Here is an 18,569-nt window from a genome sequence, read left to right on the forward strand (position 1 = left end):
GAAATCTGGAGGATTTGGTATATCAATCTAAATATAATTTCATTGCAATTATTTTCTGATAGCACCTAAAGTGATTCAATCACCTCTTTAAACAAAGCAATCATTTTAGGTTCTGCTTTACCAGCAATGGCAATAATTTCTTCAATATTTATAGGTTGTAAGTGTTTAGGGTCGCACTCATCAGTCAATACAGAAATAGCAGCACAAGGCAGGTTAAGTTGTTTGGCTACAATAACTTCTGGTACGGTACTCATACCTACAGCATCGGTTTCTAAAATTTGTAGCATTCTATATTCTGCCCTAGTTTCTAGCTGAGGACCTAATACACTTGCGTAAACTCCCTCATGCAATTTTATGTGTTGCTGTTTGGCAATACGTGCTATTTTTGTATTGAGTTCTTTTGAGTAAGGAGCCAACATATCTGCAAAAATATTTCCAAAAGATTTGGCTTCTTTAAAAGCTAGTGGAGATTGTCCTTGCAAGTTAATATGGTCTTCAATCAACATTAAATCACCTTTTTTATAGCTAAGGTTTATGGCTCCTGCTGCATTAGAAATGAATAAGTTTTGAATTCCTAAACCATGCATTGTTCTAATGCCATATGTAACTTCCCAAGCAGTATAGCCTTCATACAGATGAAAACGACCAGACATGACAAGTACAGTTTTTCCTGATAACTCTCCGTAAATCAACCTTCCAGAATGAAATTCTACTGTAGCTTCAGGAAAATGAGGAATTTGTGCATACGGAATTTCTGTAATGATGTTAATTTCTGCTACTAACTTTCCTAAACCAGTCCCCAAAACAATACCAACTTGCGAATTGGTAATGCCTTTATCTTTTAAAAATTGAATCGTTTCTTGTAGTTGCTTTTGTTTTTCCATACGTTGTAAGTTCGCTTTTTTTTGAGTATTAAGTATGCGATTTTAAAACGACAAGATACGTTTTATTTGTTTTTGAGAAAGGAAAAAATAAAGACTGATTTTTACTTTTGAATAGCTTTTAAGATTATTCTATTACCAATTTTTGTGTTTTAGATCTTCCATCAGCATTGATGGTAAGCATATATATTCCGCTATTTAAATTAGAAATATCTATGGTTTGATTGCTAATATTAGACTGTTGCAGCACTTGTTTACCTAAGACATTGTAAATACGGATTTCTCCATTAATATTTTCTGTATTTGAAATAGTTAAGTTGCTTTTTGCTGGGTTAGGATAAAAGCTGACAGTGTCTAGAATAAAATTTTCTGTATTTAAAACTGCACAACTAGAAGAAGTAAAGGCTGTGTATGTTCCTATGTCCCAAAATGCGTTAAATTGCAAACAATAAAATAAGACAACCCCATAATCTGATATAGAAACGTCATCTGGTATTGCTTGTGTAAAACTTTGTGCCCCTCTTGCATTGGTTAAACCAAACTCAATATTTGTTAAATTGGCGATTCTAGTATTTTTTACCTGATCTATAGATCTGCCTTCTGGATTTACCAAATACACTCTAACATCAGGACCAGAAGCAGTACTAAAATTACTACCCAAATTAATAGTAACGGTATCATCTGTATTTAAGGTAACAGAAATATCTCCAGAAACGTTGTAAGAAGGAATGTTACTGTTGTTTCCAAAATTAGAGGCAGTCTCAGTACATTGTGCATTAATTTGGTAAAAACAAAAACTTAAAAACGTAAAAAGTAGTATTTTTTTCATTGTAAATTATTTAGTATTGATAAAGGTTTCCATGATTTCAGGGATATCTACAATATCCTCATATACATCTATGTCGTTCTTTTCTACTAATAATTTCACTTTTTTACCAATTAAATCATCCAACGTATCTTTTCTTACGGTTTCTGTGCCCCAGTCTTTGTTTTTAAACACTTTAGCATGTAGTTTGCTCATACCTAATAGGTAATATCCGCCATCTATTGCAGGCCCAATAACAACGTCGCTACTTTCTAACTCTGTAAAAGCGTTGTCTATTTCTTTGGATGATAAATCATACAAATCACTTCCAATAATAATGATGTTTTCATAGCCTTTATCAAAACCATTTTGAAAAGCGTTGTACATTCTAGCACCTAAATCTTCTCCTTTTTGTTGGTGTTTTTGAAAGATAGATGCGTCCCAAATATCATTTTTTCTAATTTTTACCGAGTAGTAAACGGCCTTATCTGCAGAAACGGAAGTAGAAATTTCTTTGGTTTTTTGAAGTAAAAACGTATAGATTTCTAGAGCAATTACATCACCCACTGTTTTTGCCAAACGCGTTTTTGCCTTACCCAATTCTGGATTTCTAGTAAAAATGAGCAAAAGATTTTTTGATTGCACTAAAAACGATATTTATAATTTTATTTTAACGAAAAACTAAAACACCTTTTGTCCTTTTTCTAACCACCTGCCCCAATCTTTATTAAAAGAGTGTACTTTTTCTGTAGGTTTACCTAGTGTATCTACAACTTGAAAAGCTGAATTTTTCCATTTAAAAATTCCGCCATACAAATTAAAAACATTGGTATATCCTGCTTTTATAAGTTTATGAGCAACGGTTTCAGACCGAATACCTAGAGAACAATACACAACAATTTTTGCGTTTTTATCTTTGGGTAATTTTTTTATAGTTTCTTCTAATTTAAATTTATGATACCCTACGTAAATGGCATCTTCTAGATGGCTTACTTCATACTCTTTTTTTTCTCTAGCATCTAACAAAATTGCATTGGTTTTAGGTAATGCTAGTGTTTCTACAGAAATATAAGGTACATTTCTTGTATTCCATTTGTCTAGTAGTTTGTCTAGCTTTTCTTGCCCAAAACCAAGAGAACTTATTAGTGTAAAGAGAATAACAAGATGTTTCATAAATTAAAATAATATTGTGATATAATGCGTTCAAACAAGAAACCTTACATACAAAACAGAGGTGCTTAGCCTTATTTTATTTCTTTTAAAATGACAAGGTAATAATTGTTAATCAACTAAAAGTTAACAACTATTAACTAAAAAAAATTAAATTAGCAACAGCCACCACCATCATAATGATAAGTAGAAGGTGAAAAGAAAATGTCATTTCTACCCAATGCTTCTAACGCAGCAGCAGTTTTGTCGCAAATTGCTAAGGGTTGATTTTTTAATAAGGTATGCCCTTTACCATCATCAAAATAATCTTCATCTCCATAATATATGGCAGCTTTTCCTGTAAAAATACAAGGACCATCTTCTGGCATAGGATCTTTTATTGCAGCAACCTCAATAGATTCTATATAAATTAGTTCTTCTGTCGGATAATTTTTAGGGTCTAAAATTCTATATGGTTTTCTTGCTCTAATTTCTATAGTTCCAAAACCAGCATCGGTTAATGCTTTTACATAATCTGCAATTGATAAACTACCGCTTAAACATAACGCACGTAAACGCTCGTCATTACGTAATTCATCATTCATTTCTTGTTCACAAGTAGGGTCGCTCATAACCAAACGTCCATGAGGTTTTAACACTCTGTACATTTCTGAAATGGCTTTTTTCAAATCATCAGACTTAAAAATATTAAACAGACAGTTTTGAGCAGCTACATCTATAGAGTTATCTTCTACAGGTAAATTCATAGCATCACCTTTACGTAAGTCTACAAAATCGCTTTTAAACCAATCGTTTTGCTCTTCGGCTACTTTAAAGTTTTTACGAGAAGCTTCTAACATTTCATCTACAACATCTAGCCCAATAACACCACCTTTGTTTCTGTTAAAGTATGCAAATTGAAGTAACTCCATACCTCCACCAACACCAACATATAACATTTTTGGGTTGTTGGTTAAATCACGAGCATGCACAGTAGAACCACAACCGTAATTCATTTCTTGCATAATTCTAGGTATCTTTAACCCTGGTAATTCCCAAATTGGATTTGTAGTGCAACACAGTCCAACATCTGGTGTTAATGCTGCCTCTTTATATACATCGTGTGTGGTATCTAAATAACTCATAATTTTATTTTTATTGATTTTTTGTTAGGCTACAGTTCCTTGGCAACTACTTCCTGCACCAGCTGTACAACCATAACAATGTTGATTGATAATTATATTTCTATTTTGTAGTAATTCCTCGTTATAATCTGCTATATGTTTTACTTTACTGGCTACTTTTAGATTTAACATTTGGTTAAAATCACAATCGTATAACCAGCCATCCCAACTTACAGAGATTGTGTTAGTACACATTACATTGGCAACTGCAGCAGGATTGTAGGCATCAACCAAAGCAACCATATAATCTTCATAATTTTCTGAGGCTATCAAATAGTCTAAAAAACGACTAATAGGTAAATTGGTAATGGCAAAAAGATGATGAAAATCAATATTGAAATCTTCTTTTAATGCCTTTTTAAAATCTCTTTCTAAGCCCATTTGATCTCCAGGCAAAAAAGCACCAGAAGGATTGTAAACCAAATCTAATTTTAAATTAGAACCCTCTTTACCATAACCTACAGCATTTAATTCTTGTAACGCTTTGATAGATTTGTCAAAAACACCATCACCACGCTGTTTATCCGTTTTTCCACGTGTCCAATGCGGCATTGAAGAAACCACATGTACGTTGTGTTTTTTAAAAAACTCTGGTAAATCGTAATATTTTTTATTAGCTCTAATAATAGTCAGGTTAGATCGTACAATAAAATCTGTAATACCTGCTTTAGAAGCTTCTTCTACAAACCACCTAAAATTAGGATTCATTTCTGGAGCACCACCCGTTAAATCTAAGGTATGTGCCTCAGTTTTTTTTATGACATCTAAACACTGCTGCATAGTCTCTATCGTCATAATTTCTTTACGATCTGGTCCTGCATCTACGTGGCAATGTTCGCAAACCTGATTACACATATAGCCCAAGTTAATTTGTAAAATTTCCAACTTTTTAGGACGTAATGGAAATTGATTAGTTTCTTTCAGTTTTTTTGCAAAAGTAGGTAACTCTCCATCAGCAAATATTCCGTTTGAAAGAATATCCATTTGACGTTGCGTGTTTGCAATATCGTTATTTCTTGCTTTTAATGATTTTGTAGCCATTAATATCTGTTGATTTTTAGTATTTACGAAGAAACTTAGAATATGGTTTTTTAAACTTCTCTTTTAATGTAGTTGCTATAAACTTTTTCTGTAAAATATTAGAAAATAGCTATTTGACTACATTTCTAGTTTATTAACCTTATTCATCATTTGAACTCCATGAACTAAAGTTGCACCACTTTTTATAGCTGCACCTACGTGTATGGCTTCCATCATTTCTTCTTTTGTAATTCCTTTTTGTAATCCATCTTTGGTGTAAGCATCTATACAATAAGGACATTGCTCTGTATGTGCTACAGCTAAAGCAATAAGACTTTTTTCTCGAGCAGTCAAAGCCCCCTCTTCAAAAACTTTTCCATAATAGTCAAAGAACTTGTTTCCAAGTTCTTCGCTCCATTCTGTAATTTTTCCGAACTTTCTTAAATCGGAAGCATCATAATATGGTTTTGACATATGTCTATATATTTTTAGAATTTAAAGATACAAATTGTTTCTAAAAGAGGATTGTTTTTGTAAAAGTTCCTTGACTTATTTTCCGTTTAAAGACCAATCATATTTCAAATAAGATATTCTAGCTTTAGGGCTAATTTCTGTATCGGCATATTTATTTAAATAGTCTACAACAGAACCGTTCTTAGTAAAATCTTCTTTAAACCAATCAAATATAGATGATATTTGCACTTTTTTTGTACTTAACTTATTTCTATTTGTATCATTTACAAAGGCCTTCATTAATTTTGTTAATTCTGCCTCTACATTACTTTCTGTAAAAGCCATATTTCCTAATTTAGGACAAGATCCAGATGCACAATTTACACCCACATGAATTTTTGGATCAAACAATGTTTTACGAAGAATTTCGTGCTCTATATGGTCTAAGGTATATGTTTTACCCCCCACGTTTACAAACGGAATTTTCCAAGCGGTTTTTCCTTTTTCTTTAATGTCTAAAATACTTTTTAAAGGATAGTTTTTTAAGATTAATTTAATAGTGTATGCGTTGTATGCATTAATCCAAAATGCTTTTTTCTTATTGTCAGACCAAGAACTACTTGGAGTTGTTTTTTGTAAATACGAAATAAAGGTATCTAATTTTGCTTCATCTGCTTTAAAAGATGTGTAATCTACAACACCTTCATTAGAAACGTATTTTTGAAGTAGGTCATTAAAAACTGATGTTTGAGCATTTACTTGTGATAAAGTAAGAATGGTTACGATGGCTATAATTATTTTTTTCATTTTATTATTTAATTTCTGTTTTTTTAGACGAAACCTTTTTCTATAGTTTACAAAATCTACTTTAAATTTTTTGTACCAATGTCAGTAATCTCATTATCAAGACCAATTAATGTATTGTCATTTATTTCATCATTACAGTTTAAACGGAATCTTGTTCTAAAACTGTGCACTACAATGTATAAGATAGGAGTGTCTAAAGCAGCAATAAGTATCTTAAAAAGTACACCGCTAATTAAAAGTCCCCAAAAGTTTTCCCATTTTATAATGTTAAAAACACAAAGCAATATCAAAACCGTTAAGGTATCTATAAATTGAGAAGAAAAGGTAGAAAAGTTGTTTCTTAGCCATAAATGCTTGCCTTTTGTAAATGTTTTCCAGAAATGATATACTTTTATGTCTATAAATTGAGCAAATAAATAGGCTAACATAGAAGCAAAAACAGCTAGAGGTGTTGCACCAAAAACTTCAGAAAAGGTGCCGTCATTAACAGAAGACCAAGATGTAGCAGGTACATTTTGGGATACATAAATGATACATAACGAAAAAAAAGAAGCAAAAATACCAGCAATAACAGCTTCGTTTGCTTTTTTCTTACCATAGATTTCAGATAAAATATCTGTAATTAAAAAAGTAATAGGGTAAGGAAGTAAACCTACTGAAACCTCAAATAGTTTAACATCAAAAACCTCCAGATGAAAAGGATACCAATAAAAAAATTTTTGAAAAATAAGATTTGAGGTTACTAATGAAGCAACAAATAAGGCAATAAGAACTAAATAAATTCGATTGGCTAGTATTTTGTCTTTATAAGTCATAAAACGAAGTTACACATTTTTAAGATTTGCAGCCATAACTAACTGATGTACTTTCTGTTTTTTATAATATTTTTTTTGCGTTTTAATCATTTGAAATATAGTTGTTTAAATTTATTTTTTTAATTGATGCAAAAGTTTTGTGAAAAGAAAGTTACATGTTTTTTTGTATTAATCACCGACAACGAGTTATCGGTAAAATGAGAGAAATGCTTCAAGTAAAAATTAGTATTTTTGCCGAAATTAAACAGTTAAATAATTTAACGATTATACAATACGATGAAAGCATATATTTTCCCAGGTCAAGGAGCACAATTTACAGGTATGGGATTGGATTTATACGAAAAATCTCCTTTAGCTCAAGAATACTTTGAAAAAGCAAATAAAATTTTAGAGTTCTCTATTACAGATATTATGTTTGAGGGATCAGCAGAACAATTAAAAGAAACTAAGGTTACACAACCAGCAATATTTTTACATTCTGTAATTTTAGCAAAGGTTCTTGGAGAATCTTTTCAGCCAGAAATGGTAGCAGGTCATTCTTTAGGAGAATTGTCTGCGTTGGTTGCAAACGGTGTACTTACTTTTGAAGATGGGTTGCAACTTGTTTCTAAAAGAGCTTTAGCAATGCAAAAAGCCTGTGAGGTTCAAGAGTCTACCATGGCAGCTGTTTTAGGACTAGAAGATGAGGTTGTAGAAGCGGTTTGTGATTCTATAGATGGTGTAGTTGTTGCTGCAAATTACAACTGTCCAGGGCAGTTGGTGATTTCTGGAGAAATAGAAGCCGTAAAAAAAGCCTGTGAAGTTCTTACAGAAAAAGGAGCCAAAAGAGCTTTGTTATTACCTGTTGGTGGTGCTTTTCATTCGCCAATGATGGAACCTGCTAGAGAGGAATTGGCTGCTGCTATTAAAGCGACCGAATTTAGTAAGCCAACTTGTGCTATCTATCAAAATGTGGTGGCAAAAGCAGTTACAAACCCTGAAGAAATTAAAGAGAATTTAATTGCGCAATTAACTGCTCCTGTAAAATGGACGCAATGTGTACAAGCAATGATAGCAGATGGTGGAACTGAATTTATAGAAGTTGGACCAGGAAAAGTTTTGCAAGGTTTAATGCGTAAAATAGATAGAAGTGTTGCTGCTAATGGTGCAAGTTTTGAATAAAGAATATACAAGTAAAAAAAACCTGAATTTTTAAAATTCAGGTTTTTTTTATTTCGTAAATACGTTTTACTATTGCTGCTGCTGCTGTTTTAATTGTTGTTTTTGTTGCCATTTCCAAGCAGATTCTAATGCTTCTTCTAAAGATTTTTCTGTTTTCCAACCCAATTCTTTATTCGCAATAGTTGTGTCTGCATAAGCAGCAGTTATATCTCCTGCTCTTCTAGCAACAATTTTATAATTTAGTTTTAAGTTATTTACCTTTTCAAAAGTTTTAATGATTTCTAAAACAGAACTTCCTGTTCCAGTACCTACATTAAAAAATTCAAAAGAAGCTTTATTGTTCTTATAAATTAATCTTTTTAGAGCGGCTATATGTGCTTTGGCCAAATCTACAACGTGAATGTAATCACGAACGGCAGTTCCGTCAGGAGTATCATAATCATCACCAAAAACAGACAATTCTTTACGTATACCTGCAGCAGTTTGTGTAATAAAAGGAATTAAATTTTGAGGAACCCCTAAAGGTAACTCGCCAATTTTTATAGAATCATGAGCTCCTATAGGATTAAAGTAACGTAAGGCAATTGCATTCAAATTGTACGCATTGCTAGCGTCTTTTAAAATTTCTTCTCCAATTTGTTTGGTGTTGCCATAAACAGATTCTGCAGTTTTTACAGGTGCTTTTTCTGTAATTGGTAACTCATCAGCTTGTCCATATACAGTGCAAGAAGAAGAAAAAATAAAGTTGTTTAATTGATGGTTTCTCATTTCTTGAAGCAAGTACACGAGTGTTCCTAAATTGTTTTCGTAATAATCTAAAGGTTTGTGCATGCTTTCTCCAACAGCTTTAAAGGCTGCGAAATGTATGATTCCGTCAACAGTATTATTGCTAAAAAACTCCTGTACATCACCTTTGTTTCTTAAATCTATTTGATGAAAATCTGGGGTAATACCAGTAATATCTGCAATACTTGTTAAAACATTTATAGAGGTGTTAGATAAATTGTCTATAATAACAACTTCAAACCCTTCATTTTGTAATTCAACAACGGTATGTGCTCCTATAAACCCTAAGCCTCCAGTAACTAAAATTTTTTTCATATTTGATTGATTAGTTCGCAAGAAAATTTAAAATTGTTTGTGTTATAAAAGTCAATTGTTCTTCTGTTAACTCTGTATGCATGGGTAATGAAATAACTGTTTTTATCAACGCGTTGGTTATAGGAAAATCACTTTCTTTATAGCGAGAATCTTTATATGCTTTTTGGGCATGCAAAGCAACTGGGTAATAAATGGCATTCGGAATTTCTTTGTCTAGCAAGTGCTGGTGCAAATCGTCTCTCTTGCCATTGGTTATTTGCAATGTATATTGATGAAAAACATGGCAATCACAAACCGCACAAATTTCTCCGCAGTTAGAAGTGTTATAAGATGTAGCAGTTGGCGTAATAATATTAGAATGGTTTGCAAAGGCTTTATTGTAAAAACGAGCAGCATTTCTTCTTGCATTACAATAGCTGTCTAAATGTGGTAGTTTTGCTTTTAAAACCCCAGCCTGAATAGAATCTAATCTAGAATTTACGCCTACAACATCATGGTAATAACGTTTGTACATTCCGTGATTTACAATCCCTCTTATGGTATGTGCTAAATCATCATCATTCGTAAAAATAGCACCTCCATCTCCATAACAACCTAAGTTTTTAGAAGGAAAGAAAGAAGTAGTACCCACATTGCCTATAGTACCCGCCTTTTGTTTTTTACCATTTTTAAAGGTGTAATTGGCACCTATGGCTTGTGCATTGTCTTCAATAACAAACAAATTGTGTTCTTTTGCAATTTCTAAAATAGCATCCATATTGGCAACTTGTCCAAACAAATGCACCGGAACAATGGCTTTCGTTTTTGGGGTAATGGCCTTTTGTACAGCATCAATATCTATATTAAATGTTTTTGCATCCACATCAACCAAAACTGGTGTTAATTTTAGCAAAGCAATTACTTCTACGGTAGCGGCAAACGTAAAATCTGCAGTAATAACTTCATCACCTTGTTCTAAACCTAAGCCCATCATTGCAATTTGCAATGCATCTGTACCATTGGCACATGGTATTACGTGTTTTACGTCTAAGTAATTTTCTAAATCGGTTTGAAACTCTCTAACCAACGGTCCGTTTATGTATGCAGAAGAATTTAGCACCTGATCTATAGAAGAGTTTACTTCTTCTTTTATATGTTGGTATTGACTTTGCAAGTCAACCATTTGAATTTTTTTCATGAAAGAAATTTTGCTTTTCAAAAATACAAACTTCAGACCATTTAGAATGTGTTTCAAAGAAAATATATAATTCTAGTATCTTTGATAAAAATCAATTTTATGAAGATTTTAAAACGGTTTCTAAAAATAGTTGTAGCGCTTCTAATATGCATTGTCATTTTTGGCTGGCTATATACAAGGTATGCAGCTCCAACATACTCAGGAGAACTAGATATTAAAAACATTGCCCAAAAAGTAACTGTTTACTTCGATGAAAATGGTGTGCCTCATATTAATGCTCAAAGTCAAAAAGATGCGTACGTGGCTTTAGGGTATGTGCATGCGCAAGATAGATTGTGGCAAATGGAGTTGATGCGAAGAATTGCCGCTGGAAGATTATCAGAAATTTTTGGAAAAGATTTGGTTAAAGTAGATCAGTTTTTTGGAGGTTTAGGAATAGAGGAAGCTGCTGAGAAAACCATTAGAAATTTAGATAAAACCTCTCAAGCTTATCAATTGACGCAAGCATATTTAGATGGTGTCAATCAATTTTTAGACAACGGAAAAACACCTGTTGAGTTTTACATGGTAGGTGTAAAAAAAGAACACTATACTTTAAAAGACATCTATAATGTGTTTGGTTATATGGCTTTTAGTTTTGCCGTGGCGCATAAAACAGATCCTTTGTTAACCGAAATAAAAGAGAAATTAGGAGAAGAATATGTAGGGGAATTAATAGGCGCCTACAAGAAAAATGTAACTATAAATAAAACACATTACAGGCCAAAAATAGAAGCTACATTTTCTAAAACGGTAAGTGTTATAGTAGATGATTTGCCAGTTGCTCCTTTTATTGGAAGCAATTCTTGGGTGCTTGGGCCCGAGAAAACAAAAAATGGCAAAGTAATTTTTGCAAACGATCCTCATATTGGTTTTTCGCAACCCTCTGTATGGTATCAAAATCATATTAAAACTCCAGATTACGAAATTTACGGTTTCAATATTGCTTTGATGCCCTTTCCATTATTAGGGCATAATCGCAAATATGCTTATGGTTTAACAATGTTGGCAAATGATGATTTAAATTTTTATGTAGAAGAAGAAAATCCAGAAAACGCATTGGAATATACGACTGTCAACGGATTTGAAAGGTATGAAATTAGAAACAAAACGATTAAAATAAAGGAGGCTCTAGATACCACTTTTCAGGTAAAAGTGAGTAGACACGGACCGATTATGAATGGATTGATAACGCATATTATAGATGAACGACCAATTGCAATGAATTGGATTTACACGCAGTTGCCTAATCAATTATTAGATGTTAGTTATGGTATTTCGCATTCAACATCAATAGAAACTTTTCAAAGCGCTGTGGCTAAAATTCATGCACCTGGTTTAAATGTAATGTATGGTGATGCAAAAGATAATATTGCTTGGTTTTCTTCTGCACAACTCTATGAACTAAGAGATAGTGTTTCTTCAAAAACGTATTTAGATGGGGCGTCTGGCAAAGACGAAATTTTAGCATATTTACCTTTTGAAGAAAATCCGAAAGCTGTTAATCCTCCTTGGAATTATGTATATTCTGCAAATAATCAGCCAGATTCTGTAAGAGGTAAACTGTATCCAGGGTATTATCAACCGCAAGATAGAGCCAAAAGAATTGTAAAAATACTGGCTCCAAAAAATGATTTTACAAAAACAGATGTGGCAAATATGATGAGTGATGTAACTTCTGCGACAGTGCCAGAAATTATTCAAAATTTATTGTTTCATGTAGAATTGTCAGAGTTGTCTGTTTCGGGTAGAAAGGCTTATTCCGTATTAGAAAAGTGGGATGGAACCTATTTAAAATCATCAATAGGAGCAACCTTGTACAATCGATTTTTATACGAGTTTTTAAAAGCAACATATAAAGATGAGTTAGGGGGTAGTTTTGAGTTGTTTATCAATTCTCAACTGCAAGACCAAGTACTTTTCAATCAAATTAAAAATAAATATTCTGTTTGGTGGGATAATATTGATACGGATGATAACAGAGAATCTAGGCAAGAAATTATACAAGAAGCTTTTGAAAATACAATTGGATTTTTACAAAACCAGTTAGGAGAAAATATTGAGAATTGGTTTTGGGAACGTGTAATTTCTGTTGAACATGAACATGCAATTGGTAAAGCTGGTGGTGTATTACGTACACTATTTAACGTAGGACCTTTTAAAACTGTTGGAGGAAATGAGGTGCTTAACAATCAAATTTTTGATTTGGATAGTACAGGTGTCTATAAGGTAAAAGCGGGTCCTTCAACCAGAAGAGTCATCGATTTTTCTGATGTAGAAAACAGTTGGTCTATAATCCCGACAGGACAATCTGGAAACGTTTTTAGCGATTACTACAAAGATCAAGCCCAGAAATTTCTTAATGGAGAATTTATAAAGATGAAACTAAATCAGCAAGAAATTGAGCAAAGTAAAAATGTATTGATTTTGATACCTGAAAAATAGTTTAATTTTCAGGAATTTCAACTAGTTTTAAGTTTTTAGGTTTTATAAAAATAGTGTCATTTAAACTTTTTCTTTCTATAGCGGTTAATTTAAGGTAGTTTCTACTGCTTTCTGTGTCGGAAATAGAAATAAGAGATAATGCTCCTCCTGTTTTATTTGTAAAGAAACTCCACAATCCTAACTTGTGATTTTTATAATTTTCTTTATCAGATTTAAAATCTTTATTAAAATAATATTGATGATAACCTTTGTTTGTTTTTACCTCTAACAACTCACATTGGTAACCAAGAACTATAGAATCTGTTTCTTTAAATACATAAGAAATTACTTTTTCTTTTTCTTTTTCTTTACTGGTTATTGTGTATAGAAGATTGTCAGCACCATTTATCTTTGTAAAAAGAGTATCTTTTCCTTCATGGTAATTTATTATTTTTAAAATTCCATCTAGCTCAGATTTGTATTTTTTTCCTTTTAAATAATAGATTTGTTTTGTTCCCATAAACATTTTAGATTGCTCGTCTGACATCTTACCTGTTTTATCTTGAATTTTAATCTTAAATTTTAAGATGCCTTCAAAATTTTCTTGAGAAAATAAAGAAAAATGAAACAATAAAGTAATTGATATGAACGCTATTTGTATTTTTTTCATTGTAATTGTTTAACAGAAAAGTTTTACTATTTGTTTTTATTAGGGGCTAATTATAGTTCTTTATACACTTCATTAAAAGGGATTCTAAAACGCTTGCCATAAACTCCTTTTTCAGTTCTAATTCCGCAAGAAACAATCATGTTAATTTCAGCGCCATAGGGTAGTTTTAAAAGTTTTTTTATGCGTAATGTGTCAGAGCCCTCCATGGGGCAAGTGTCTAATCCTTTTGCGGCCATAGAAATCATAAAATTTTCTGCCGCTAAACCACAAGTTTTATGGGTAACTATACGCATATCACTCTTTCGTACCTGCCTGTAAATAGGTTTAAAAATACCAATAACAGATACCATTAGAAATTTGAAAAAACCAAAAATTCCTAAAAATTCAGCATAGGCAAAAGGAATGATTTTTCCGTAGTAATTGCGAGCAACTTTTTCTCTATTACTTTGTTCTGCTTTTGCTGTATGTTTACCAAAAACTGTGTCTAAATAGGTTAAATTAGCCTTTGCTCTTTTTTTCCACAAGTCTTTTCTAACCACAAATACAACCAATTGTTGTGCTGTTTTTGCCGCGTTTTGATTAAAACATAACGGCGTAATTTTATCAATAATACTTTTAGAAGTAATATGATAGAATTCCCACAATTGCATGTTGCTACTGTTAGGGGCAAGAGCGGCTTGTTCTAAGCATTCTTTTACAACTTTTGGGTCTATGTTTTTTTTGGCATCATAGATTCTAACAGAACGCCTATATGTAATAGCTTCTGAAACTGTTTTTTCTTTGTGCATTCTGGTGTAGAAATTTTTTTAAAGATACCAATTAGTTACAAGCGTTCCAAATTACATCATTGGGGGTGGGTGCAGTTAGTTGTATTTTTTCTTTAGTAACAGGGTGTAAAAAAGTGATTTTTCTAGCATGTAAATGTATACTACCGTCTTTATTGCTCCTTGCAAAACCATATTTTAAATCTCCTTTTATCGGACAGCTAATACTTGATAATTGGGTTCTTATTTGATGGTGTCTGCCTGTTTCTAAGTCGATTTCAAGTAGTGTGTAATTTTCTAATTTTTGAATTATCGTATAATGTAAAACGGCTTTTTTACTTCCAGGAACTTCTTTTGGGAAAGCAGTAGATTTATTGTTTTTAGGGTTTTTTTTAAGGTAATTTACCAGCGTACCCTTTTCTTTTTTAGGTTTATTTTTTATGATTGCCCAATATGTTTTTTGAATGTTTTTTTCACGTAACATCTTGTTTAGACGTTCTAACGCTTTAGACGTTCTTGCAAAAATAATAATACCAGAAGTGGGTCTGTCTAATCTATGTACAACACCTAAGTATACATTGCCAGGTTTGTTATATTTATGTTTAATATATTCTTTAACAATTTCGCTTAAAGGTTTGTCACCAGTTTTATCGCCTTGGGTAATGTCTCCTGCTTTTTTGTTTACAATTAAAAGATGATTGTCTTCAAATAAAACCTGTAAGTTGTTTCTAGTAGATTGCATTTTTAGTGATTTCAATCTAGCGTATGAGTTATTTAAAATTATCTTTTACATCTTCATTAACACCATCAATAAAATTTAAAAACTCATCTCTTCCAAAACCTGTAGAAGATGAAGTTACAAAAGATGTAGGTAAAGATTCCCAATATTGTAAAAGTTTCTTTTTGTAAGAAGTAATTTGCTTGTTTAGTTTAGAGCTTCCCAATTTGTCTACTTTTGTAAAAACAATACAAAAAGGAATTTGTTGTTCTCCTAAAAACTGCATAAAGTCTAAATCTATTTTTTGAGGGTCGTGTCTAGAATCTATTAAAATAAAAGTACAAACAAGTTGTTCTCTTTCTTTAAAATAATTTTCTATAAAGTATTGAAAAATAACTCTTTTCTTTTTAGATACTTGGGCGTAACCATATCCAGGCAAATCTACTAAAAACCAAGAGTCATTAATTTTAAAATGATTGATGAGTTGCGTTTTTCCTGGTTTTCCAGAAATTTTAGCTAAATCTTTGCGTTGCATTAGCATGTTAATAAGCGAAGATTTACCTACGTTAGAACGCCCAATAAAGGCATATTCTGGAATTCTATCTTTAGGCGCTTTTGTAACATTACTATTGCTCATTACAAATTCTGCCGAAGTAATTTTCATAAAAATTTAGATTTTTCTTGAAATAAACCAATCATGAAGAGTTTTGTTAAATTCTTCAGGTTTTTCCATCATAGCAGCATGCCCGCATTTGTCTAGCCAAAATAAATCAGCATCTGGTAAAAGTTTATGAAAATCTTCTGCAACCTCTGGTGGTGTTACATTGTCTTGTTTTCCCCAGATTAAACAAGTAGGTTGTTGCATTTCTATAAGATCATTTTTCATATTATGGCGTATTGCACTTTTTGCTATAGAAAGCGTTTTTAGGGCTTTAATTCTATCGTTTACAGTGCTGTATACGTCGTCAACCAATTCCTTAGTGGCTACTGCAGGGTCATAAAAAACATCTTTTGCCTTTTGCTCTATGTATTCGTAGTTACCTCTTTTAGGAAAACTGTCTCCCATGGCTTTTTCGTATAAACCGGAACTTCCTGTAAGTACAAGTGCATTTACCTTTTCAGGAAAATGTTTGGTAAAGTATAATGAGATATGTCCACCTAAAGAATTGCCTAATAAAATGGCATTTTCTAGTTTTTTATGTTGCATGAATTCTTCTAAAAAACTTGTCAGGTTTTTGACATTAGTTTTTATAAGAGGCAATGTGTATAGGGGTAATTCTGGAATTAAAACTTTATACCCATTTTTAGAGAAGTATTCAAAAGTGCTTCCAAAATTACTTAAAGCACCCATTAGTCCATGCAAAACAATGATTGCAGGTCCTTCTCCAGCCTCTGCATACGTAAATTTTCCTTCCGTTATTAACTTGTCAGTCATTGATTTTTCATTTCACTTGTTAGCAAATGTAATTCTTTTTTGTCAAATACAAATTCTTTTCGAGGTCTAGTAATTTTTTACAAAAATACATTTTGAGGTAATTAATTGTTAATAAAAACATTATTTATTAACAAAGTGTCAAAAAGTGGTAAAAAGTGGTAAAATTTATATATTTTTGATATCAACAAATTTCTTTTTAGAGTGATAAACTTGATTGGTACACACGAATGTAAAGCTGATGCTAAAGGAAGGTTGATGTTTCCGTCAGCTTACAAAAAGCAATTGGCTGCTGTGTTGCAAGAGGGTTTTGTTGTAAAGAGAGCGGTTTTTCAACCTTGTTTGGAGTTGTATCCAATGAAAGAGTGGAATCTGCAAATGGGTAAAGTAGGTAAGCTGAATAGGTTTAAGAAAAAAAACAATGATTTCATTAGAAAGTTTACAGCTGGCGTAAAATTGGTAGAAATGGATGCTTCTGGTAGAATTTTGATTCCGAAAGATTTGATTGTTTTTGCAAACATTAAAAAGCAAGTGGTCATGTCTTCGTCCATCAATATAATTGAAATTTGGGATAAAGATTTGTATGAAAAAGTGTTGGATGATTCGGCGGAAGATTTTCCAGATTTGGCTGAAGAAGTAATGGGAAATACAGAATTTGATGAGTTATCATAATCCGGTGTTACTGCATCAAAGTGTAGATGCGTTGGCTATAAAAGAAGATGGAGTTTATGTAGATGTGACCTTTGGAGGAGGTGGGCATTCTAAAGAGATTCTAAGTAGGTTAGGTGTTAATGGGAGGTTGTTTGCTTTTGATCAAGATCCTGATGCTCAAGATAATGTAATTGATGATGTTCGTTTTGTTTTGATTCCTGAAAACTTTAGGTATATCTCAAGATTTCTTAGGTTTCATGGGGTTAAAAAAGTAGATGGAGTTTTGGCTGACTTAGGGGTTTCTTCACATCAATTTAATGAGGTAGAGAGAGGGTTTTCAATTCGGTTTGATGGAGATTTGGATATGAGGATGAATCAAAAATCAAAAATTTCTGCAAAAGAAATTGTGAATACATATTCTGAAGAGAAATTGGCGGAAATATTGTTTTTGTATGGTGAGTTAAGAAATTCAAGAAGTATTGCAAAAACAATAATCGAAAAAAGAGAAGTACAAAAAATTGAGACAAGTTTTCAGTTAAAAGAAGTTTTGCAACGCTATTTGCCTAAAGCCAAAGAGCATAAAATACTAGCTCAAATATTTCAGGCATTCCGAATAGAAGTAAATGAAGAGTTGGAAGTTTTGAAAGAATTTTTGCTTCAAATTCCGAGTTTGCTAACTCAAGAGGGTAGGTTGAGTGTGATTTCTTATCACTCGTTAGAAGATAGGTTGGTAAAGCGATTTATAAGAACGGGTTTGTTTAGTGGTGAGCCAGAAAAAGATGTTTTTGGTCGTAGCAACGAGCCGTTGCAAAAAGTGGGAAAATTAATTGTGCCTACTATCCAAGAGATAAAAGAGAACAATAGGGCGCGGAGTGCAAAATTAAGAATAGCAACCCTTAAAGTTGATAGGAAGAAGGGGTAGTTCTTATGTATTTGTATTTAGTTCATGAAATAAAATCATTGTTTATACAGGATGTCAAAAGTTAAAAAAGGTGTTTATGATTTTTTAAGAGGTAGTTTCCTTACGGATGAATCTGCTTTTAGAAATTGGCGAATTATCATTTTTGTCGTCGTTTTGTTGTTGATAATGATTTCTAGTGCGCATAAGGCAGATAAAAAAGTAATTAAAATATCAGAATTAAATAAAAAGAAAAGAGAGCTAAGAGCAGAATATGTAGATACGGGTACCATTTTAATGAGAATGAAAATGGAATCCAATATCAGAGAAAAAGCAAAAGTTAGAGGTTTAAAACCTTCCTTGATACCCCCAAAAAAAATTAAAGTAATCATTAAAGAATAATAAAATTGGCAACTCATA

Annotated in this window: 21 protein-coding genes; 5 read left to right on the top strand and 16 right to left on the bottom strand. The window is 32.2% G+C overall.

Features of this window, described 5'->3' with window-relative positions; all coding sequences use genetic code 11:
• Positions 1–65 precede the first annotated feature (65 nt).
• The 9 genes from DUT90_RS03770 to DUT90_RS03810 form a co-directional block, all read right to left on the bottom strand.
• Positions 66–884, bottom strand: coding sequence for a purine-nucleoside phosphorylase (locus DUT90_RS03770; protein ID WP_114425505.1), 819 nt, complete (start codon positions 882–884; stop codon positions 66–68).
• Positions 885–1,008: 124 nt separating this feature from the next.
• A complete protein-coding gene (locus DUT90_RS03775; protein ID WP_114425507.1) occupies positions 1,009–1,710 on the bottom strand; it encodes a DM13 domain-containing protein in 702 nt (233 codons plus the stop codon).
• A gap of 6 nt (positions 1,711–1,716) precedes the next feature.
• Positions 1,717–2,313: a TIGR04282 family arsenosugar biosynthesis glycosyltransferase gene (locus tag DUT90_RS03780; RefSeq protein WP_258848496.1), complete on the bottom strand. Its 597-nt coding sequence runs from the start codon at positions 2,311–2,313 to the stop codon at positions 1,717–1,719.
• A gap of 54 nt (positions 2,314–2,367) precedes the next feature.
• Positions 2,368–2,859 carry a rhodanese-like domain-containing protein gene (locus DUT90_RS03785; protein WP_114425511.1) on the bottom strand — a complete coding sequence of 164 codons (492 nt, stop codon included), beginning with the start codon at positions 2,857–2,859 and terminating at the stop codon, positions 2,368–2,370.
• Positions 2,860–3,011: 152 nt separating this feature from the next.
• Entirely contained in the window at positions 3,012–3,980 is a 969-nt protein-coding gene (arsM, locus tag DUT90_RS03790) for an arsenosugar biosynthesis arsenite methyltransferase ArsM (RefSeq protein ID WP_114425512.1), read from the bottom strand.
• A gap of 24 nt (positions 3,981–4,004) precedes the next feature.
• Complete coding sequence (gene arsS, locus DUT90_RS03795; RefSeq protein ID WP_114425513.1) at positions 4,005–5,060, bottom strand: arsenosugar biosynthesis radical SAM (seleno)protein ArsS; 1,056 nt, start codon at positions 5,058–5,060, stop codon at positions 4,005–4,007.
• 117 nt (positions 5,061–5,177) lie between these two features.
• Positions 5,178–5,513, bottom strand: coding sequence for an arsenosugar biosynthesis-associated peroxidase-like protein (locus DUT90_RS03800; RefSeq protein WP_114425515.1), 336 nt, complete (start codon positions 5,511–5,513; stop codon positions 5,178–5,180).
• 75 nt (positions 5,514–5,588) lie between these two features.
• Positions 5,589–6,299: a DUF547 domain-containing protein gene (locus DUT90_RS03805; protein ID WP_114425517.1), complete on the bottom strand. Its 711-nt coding sequence runs from the start codon at positions 6,297–6,299 to the stop codon at positions 5,589–5,591.
• A gap of 56 nt (positions 6,300–6,355) precedes the next feature.
• Positions 6,356–7,114 (bottom strand): queuosine precursor transporter, encoded by a 759-nt coding sequence (locus DUT90_RS03810; RefSeq protein ID WP_114425519.1) that lies wholly within the window; start codon positions 7,112–7,114, stop codon positions 6,356–6,358.
• Positions 7,115–7,390: 276 nt separating this feature from the next.
• Between DUT90_RS03810 and fabD the strand changes: the two genes are divergently transcribed.
• Positions 7,391–8,275 carry an ACP S-malonyltransferase gene (fabD, locus tag DUT90_RS03815; protein ID WP_114425521.1) on the top strand — a complete coding sequence of 295 codons (885 nt, stop codon included), beginning with the start codon at positions 7,391–7,393 and terminating at the stop codon, positions 8,273–8,275.
• A gap of 69 nt (positions 8,276–8,344) precedes the next feature.
• Here fabD and galE read toward each other — a convergent pair whose 3' ends face one another.
• Both galE and DUT90_RS03825 read right to left on the bottom strand, forming a co-directional pair.
• Positions 8,345–9,376 (bottom strand): UDP-glucose 4-epimerase GalE, encoded by a 1,032-nt coding sequence (galE, locus tag DUT90_RS03820; protein ID WP_114425523.1) that lies wholly within the window; start codon positions 9,374–9,376, stop codon positions 8,345–8,347.
• A gap of 10 nt (positions 9,377–9,386) precedes the next feature.
• On the bottom strand, positions 9,387–10,553 hold the full coding sequence (locus DUT90_RS03825) for a DegT/DnrJ/EryC1/StrS aminotransferase family protein (protein ID WP_114425526.1): 1,167 nt from the start codon (positions 10,551–10,553) through the stop codon (positions 9,387–9,389).
• A gap of 99 nt (positions 10,554–10,652) precedes the next feature.
• On the opposite strand from DUT90_RS03825, the gene DUT90_RS03830 reads away from it, so the two are divergent.
• Complete coding sequence (locus DUT90_RS03830) at positions 10,653–13,037, top strand: penicillin acylase family protein (RefSeq protein ID WP_114425528.1); 2,385 nt, start codon at positions 10,653–10,655, stop codon at positions 13,035–13,037.
• Between the two features lies 1 nt (position 13,038).
• Here the strand turns inward: DUT90_RS03830 and DUT90_RS03835 are convergent, their stop codons facing one another.
• The 5 genes from DUT90_RS03835 to DUT90_RS03855 are packed head-to-tail and all read right to left on the bottom strand — an operon-like array spanning position 13,039 to position 16,603.
• A complete protein-coding gene (locus DUT90_RS03835) occupies positions 13,039–13,686 on the bottom strand; it encodes a hypothetical protein (RefSeq protein WP_114425530.1) in 648 nt (215 codons plus the stop codon).
• Between the two features lie 50 nt (positions 13,687–13,736).
• A complete protein-coding gene (locus tag DUT90_RS03840; RefSeq protein ID WP_114425531.1) occupies positions 13,737–14,474 on the bottom strand; it encodes a nitroreductase family protein in 738 nt (245 codons plus the stop codon).
• Between the two features lie 31 nt (positions 14,475–14,505).
• Complete coding sequence (locus DUT90_RS03845; protein ID WP_114425533.1) at positions 14,506–15,192, bottom strand: RluA family pseudouridine synthase; 687 nt, start codon at positions 15,190–15,192, stop codon at positions 14,506–14,508.
• Between the two features lie 28 nt (positions 15,193–15,220).
• Complete coding sequence (gene yihA / locus DUT90_RS03850; protein WP_114425534.1) at positions 15,221–15,832, bottom strand: ribosome biogenesis GTP-binding protein YihA/YsxC; 612 nt, start codon at positions 15,830–15,832, stop codon at positions 15,221–15,223.
• Positions 15,833–15,838: 6 nt separating this feature from the next.
• Positions 15,839–16,603, bottom strand: a complete 765-nt coding sequence (locus DUT90_RS03855) for an alpha/beta fold hydrolase (protein WP_114425536.1) — start codon at positions 16,601–16,603, stop codon at positions 15,839–15,841.
• Positions 16,604–16,804: 201 nt separating this feature from the next.
• Here DUT90_RS03855 and mraZ point away from each other — a divergent pair, with 201 nt between their 5' ends.
• From mraZ to DUT90_RS03870, 3 genes are read left to right on the top strand one after another with little or no spacing between them, the layout of a single operon-like run.
• Positions 16,805–17,272, top strand: a complete 468-nt coding sequence (gene mraZ, locus DUT90_RS03860; RefSeq protein WP_114425538.1) for a division/cell wall cluster transcriptional repressor MraZ — start codon at positions 16,805–16,807, stop codon at positions 17,270–17,272.
• Positions 17,259–18,173, top strand: coding sequence for a 16S rRNA (cytosine(1402)-N(4))-methyltransferase RsmH (gene rsmH / locus DUT90_RS03865; RefSeq protein WP_114425540.1), 915 nt, complete (start codon positions 17,259–17,261; stop codon positions 18,171–18,173). Before mraZ ends, rsmH begins: the two co-directional genes overlap by 14 nt.
• A gap of 51 nt (positions 18,174–18,224) precedes the next feature.
• Positions 18,225–18,551 carry an FtsL-like putative cell division protein gene (locus DUT90_RS03870; RefSeq protein WP_114425541.1) on the top strand — a complete coding sequence of 109 codons (327 nt, stop codon included), beginning with the start codon at positions 18,225–18,227 and terminating at the stop codon, positions 18,549–18,551.
• Positions 18,552–18,569 lie beyond the last annotated feature (18 nt).

The sequence above is a fragment of the Polaribacter sp. WD7 genome, assembly GCF_003335085.1.
In the GTDB taxonomy this organism is placed as follows: domain Bacteria; phylum Bacteroidota; class Bacteroidia; order Flavobacteriales; family Flavobacteriaceae; genus Polaribacter.

Bases quoted from the DNA above. Each gene is read 5' to 3' on its own strand.
- fabD (WP_114425521.1), top strand. From the start codon at position 7,391: ATGAAAGCATATATTTTCCCAGGTCAAGGAGCACAATTTACAGGTATG.
- DUT90_RS03785 (WP_114425511.1), bottom strand. From the start codon at position 2,859: ATGAAACATCTTGTTATTCTCTTTACACTAATAAGTTCTCTTGGTTTT.
- DUT90_RS03800 (WP_114425515.1), bottom strand. From the start codon at position 5,513: ATGTCAAAACCATATTATGATGCTTCCGATTTAAGAAAGTTCGGAAAA.
- DUT90_RS03855 (WP_114425536.1), bottom strand. From the start codon at position 16,603: ATGACTGACAAGTTAATAACGGAAGGAAAATTTACGTATGCAGAGGCT.
- DUT90_RS03805 (WP_114425517.1), bottom strand. From the start codon at position 6,299: ATGAAAAAAATAATTATAGCCATCGTAACCATTCTTACTTTATCACAA.
- DUT90_RS03845 (WP_114425533.1), bottom strand. From the start codon at position 15,192: ATGCAATCTACTAGAAACAACTTACAGGTTTTATTTGAAGACAATCAT.
- DUT90_RS03810 (WP_114425519.1), bottom strand. From the start codon at position 7,114: ATGACTTATAAAGACAAAATACTAGCCAATCGAATTTATTTAGTTCTT.
- DUT90_RS03830 (WP_114425528.1), top strand. From the start codon at position 10,653: ATGAAGATTTTAAAACGGTTTCTAAAAATAGTTGTAGCGCTTCTAATA.
- yihA (WP_114425534.1), bottom strand. From the start codon at position 15,832: ATGAAAATTACTTCGGCAGAATTTGTAATGAGCAATAGTAATGTTACA.
- DUT90_RS03835 (WP_114425530.1), bottom strand. From the start codon at position 13,686: ATGAAAAAAATACAAATAGCGTTCATATCAATTACTTTATTGTTTCAT.
- arsM (WP_114425512.1), bottom strand. From the start codon at position 3,980: ATGAGTTATTTAGATACCACACACGATGTATATAAAGAGGCAGCATTA.
- DUT90_RS03770 (WP_114425505.1), bottom strand. From the start codon at position 884: ATGGAAAAACAAAAGCAACTACAAGAAACGATTCAATTTTTAAAAGAT.
- galE (WP_114425523.1), bottom strand. From the start codon at position 9,376: ATGAAAAAAATTTTAGTTACTGGAGGCTTAGGGTTTATAGGAGCACAT.
- DUT90_RS03825 (WP_114425526.1), bottom strand. From the start codon at position 10,553: ATGAAAAAAATTCAAATGGTTGACTTGCAAAGTCAATACCAACATATA.
- rsmH (WP_114425540.1), top strand. From the start codon at position 17,259: ATGAGTTATCATAATCCGGTGTTACTGCATCAAAGTGTAGATGCGTTG.
- DUT90_RS03870 (WP_114425541.1), top strand. From the start codon at position 18,225: ATGTCAAAAGTTAAAAAAGGTGTTTATGATTTTTTAAGAGGTAGTTTC.
- arsS (WP_114425513.1), bottom strand. From the start codon at position 5,060: ATGGCTACAAAATCATTAAAAGCAAGAAATAACGATATTGCAAACACG.
- DUT90_RS03775 (WP_114425507.1), bottom strand. From the start codon at position 1,710: ATGAAAAAAATACTACTTTTTACGTTTTTAAGTTTTTGTTTTTACCAA.
- DUT90_RS03840 (WP_114425531.1), bottom strand. From the start codon at position 14,474: ATGCACAAAGAAAAAACAGTTTCAGAAGCTATTACATATAGGCGTTCT.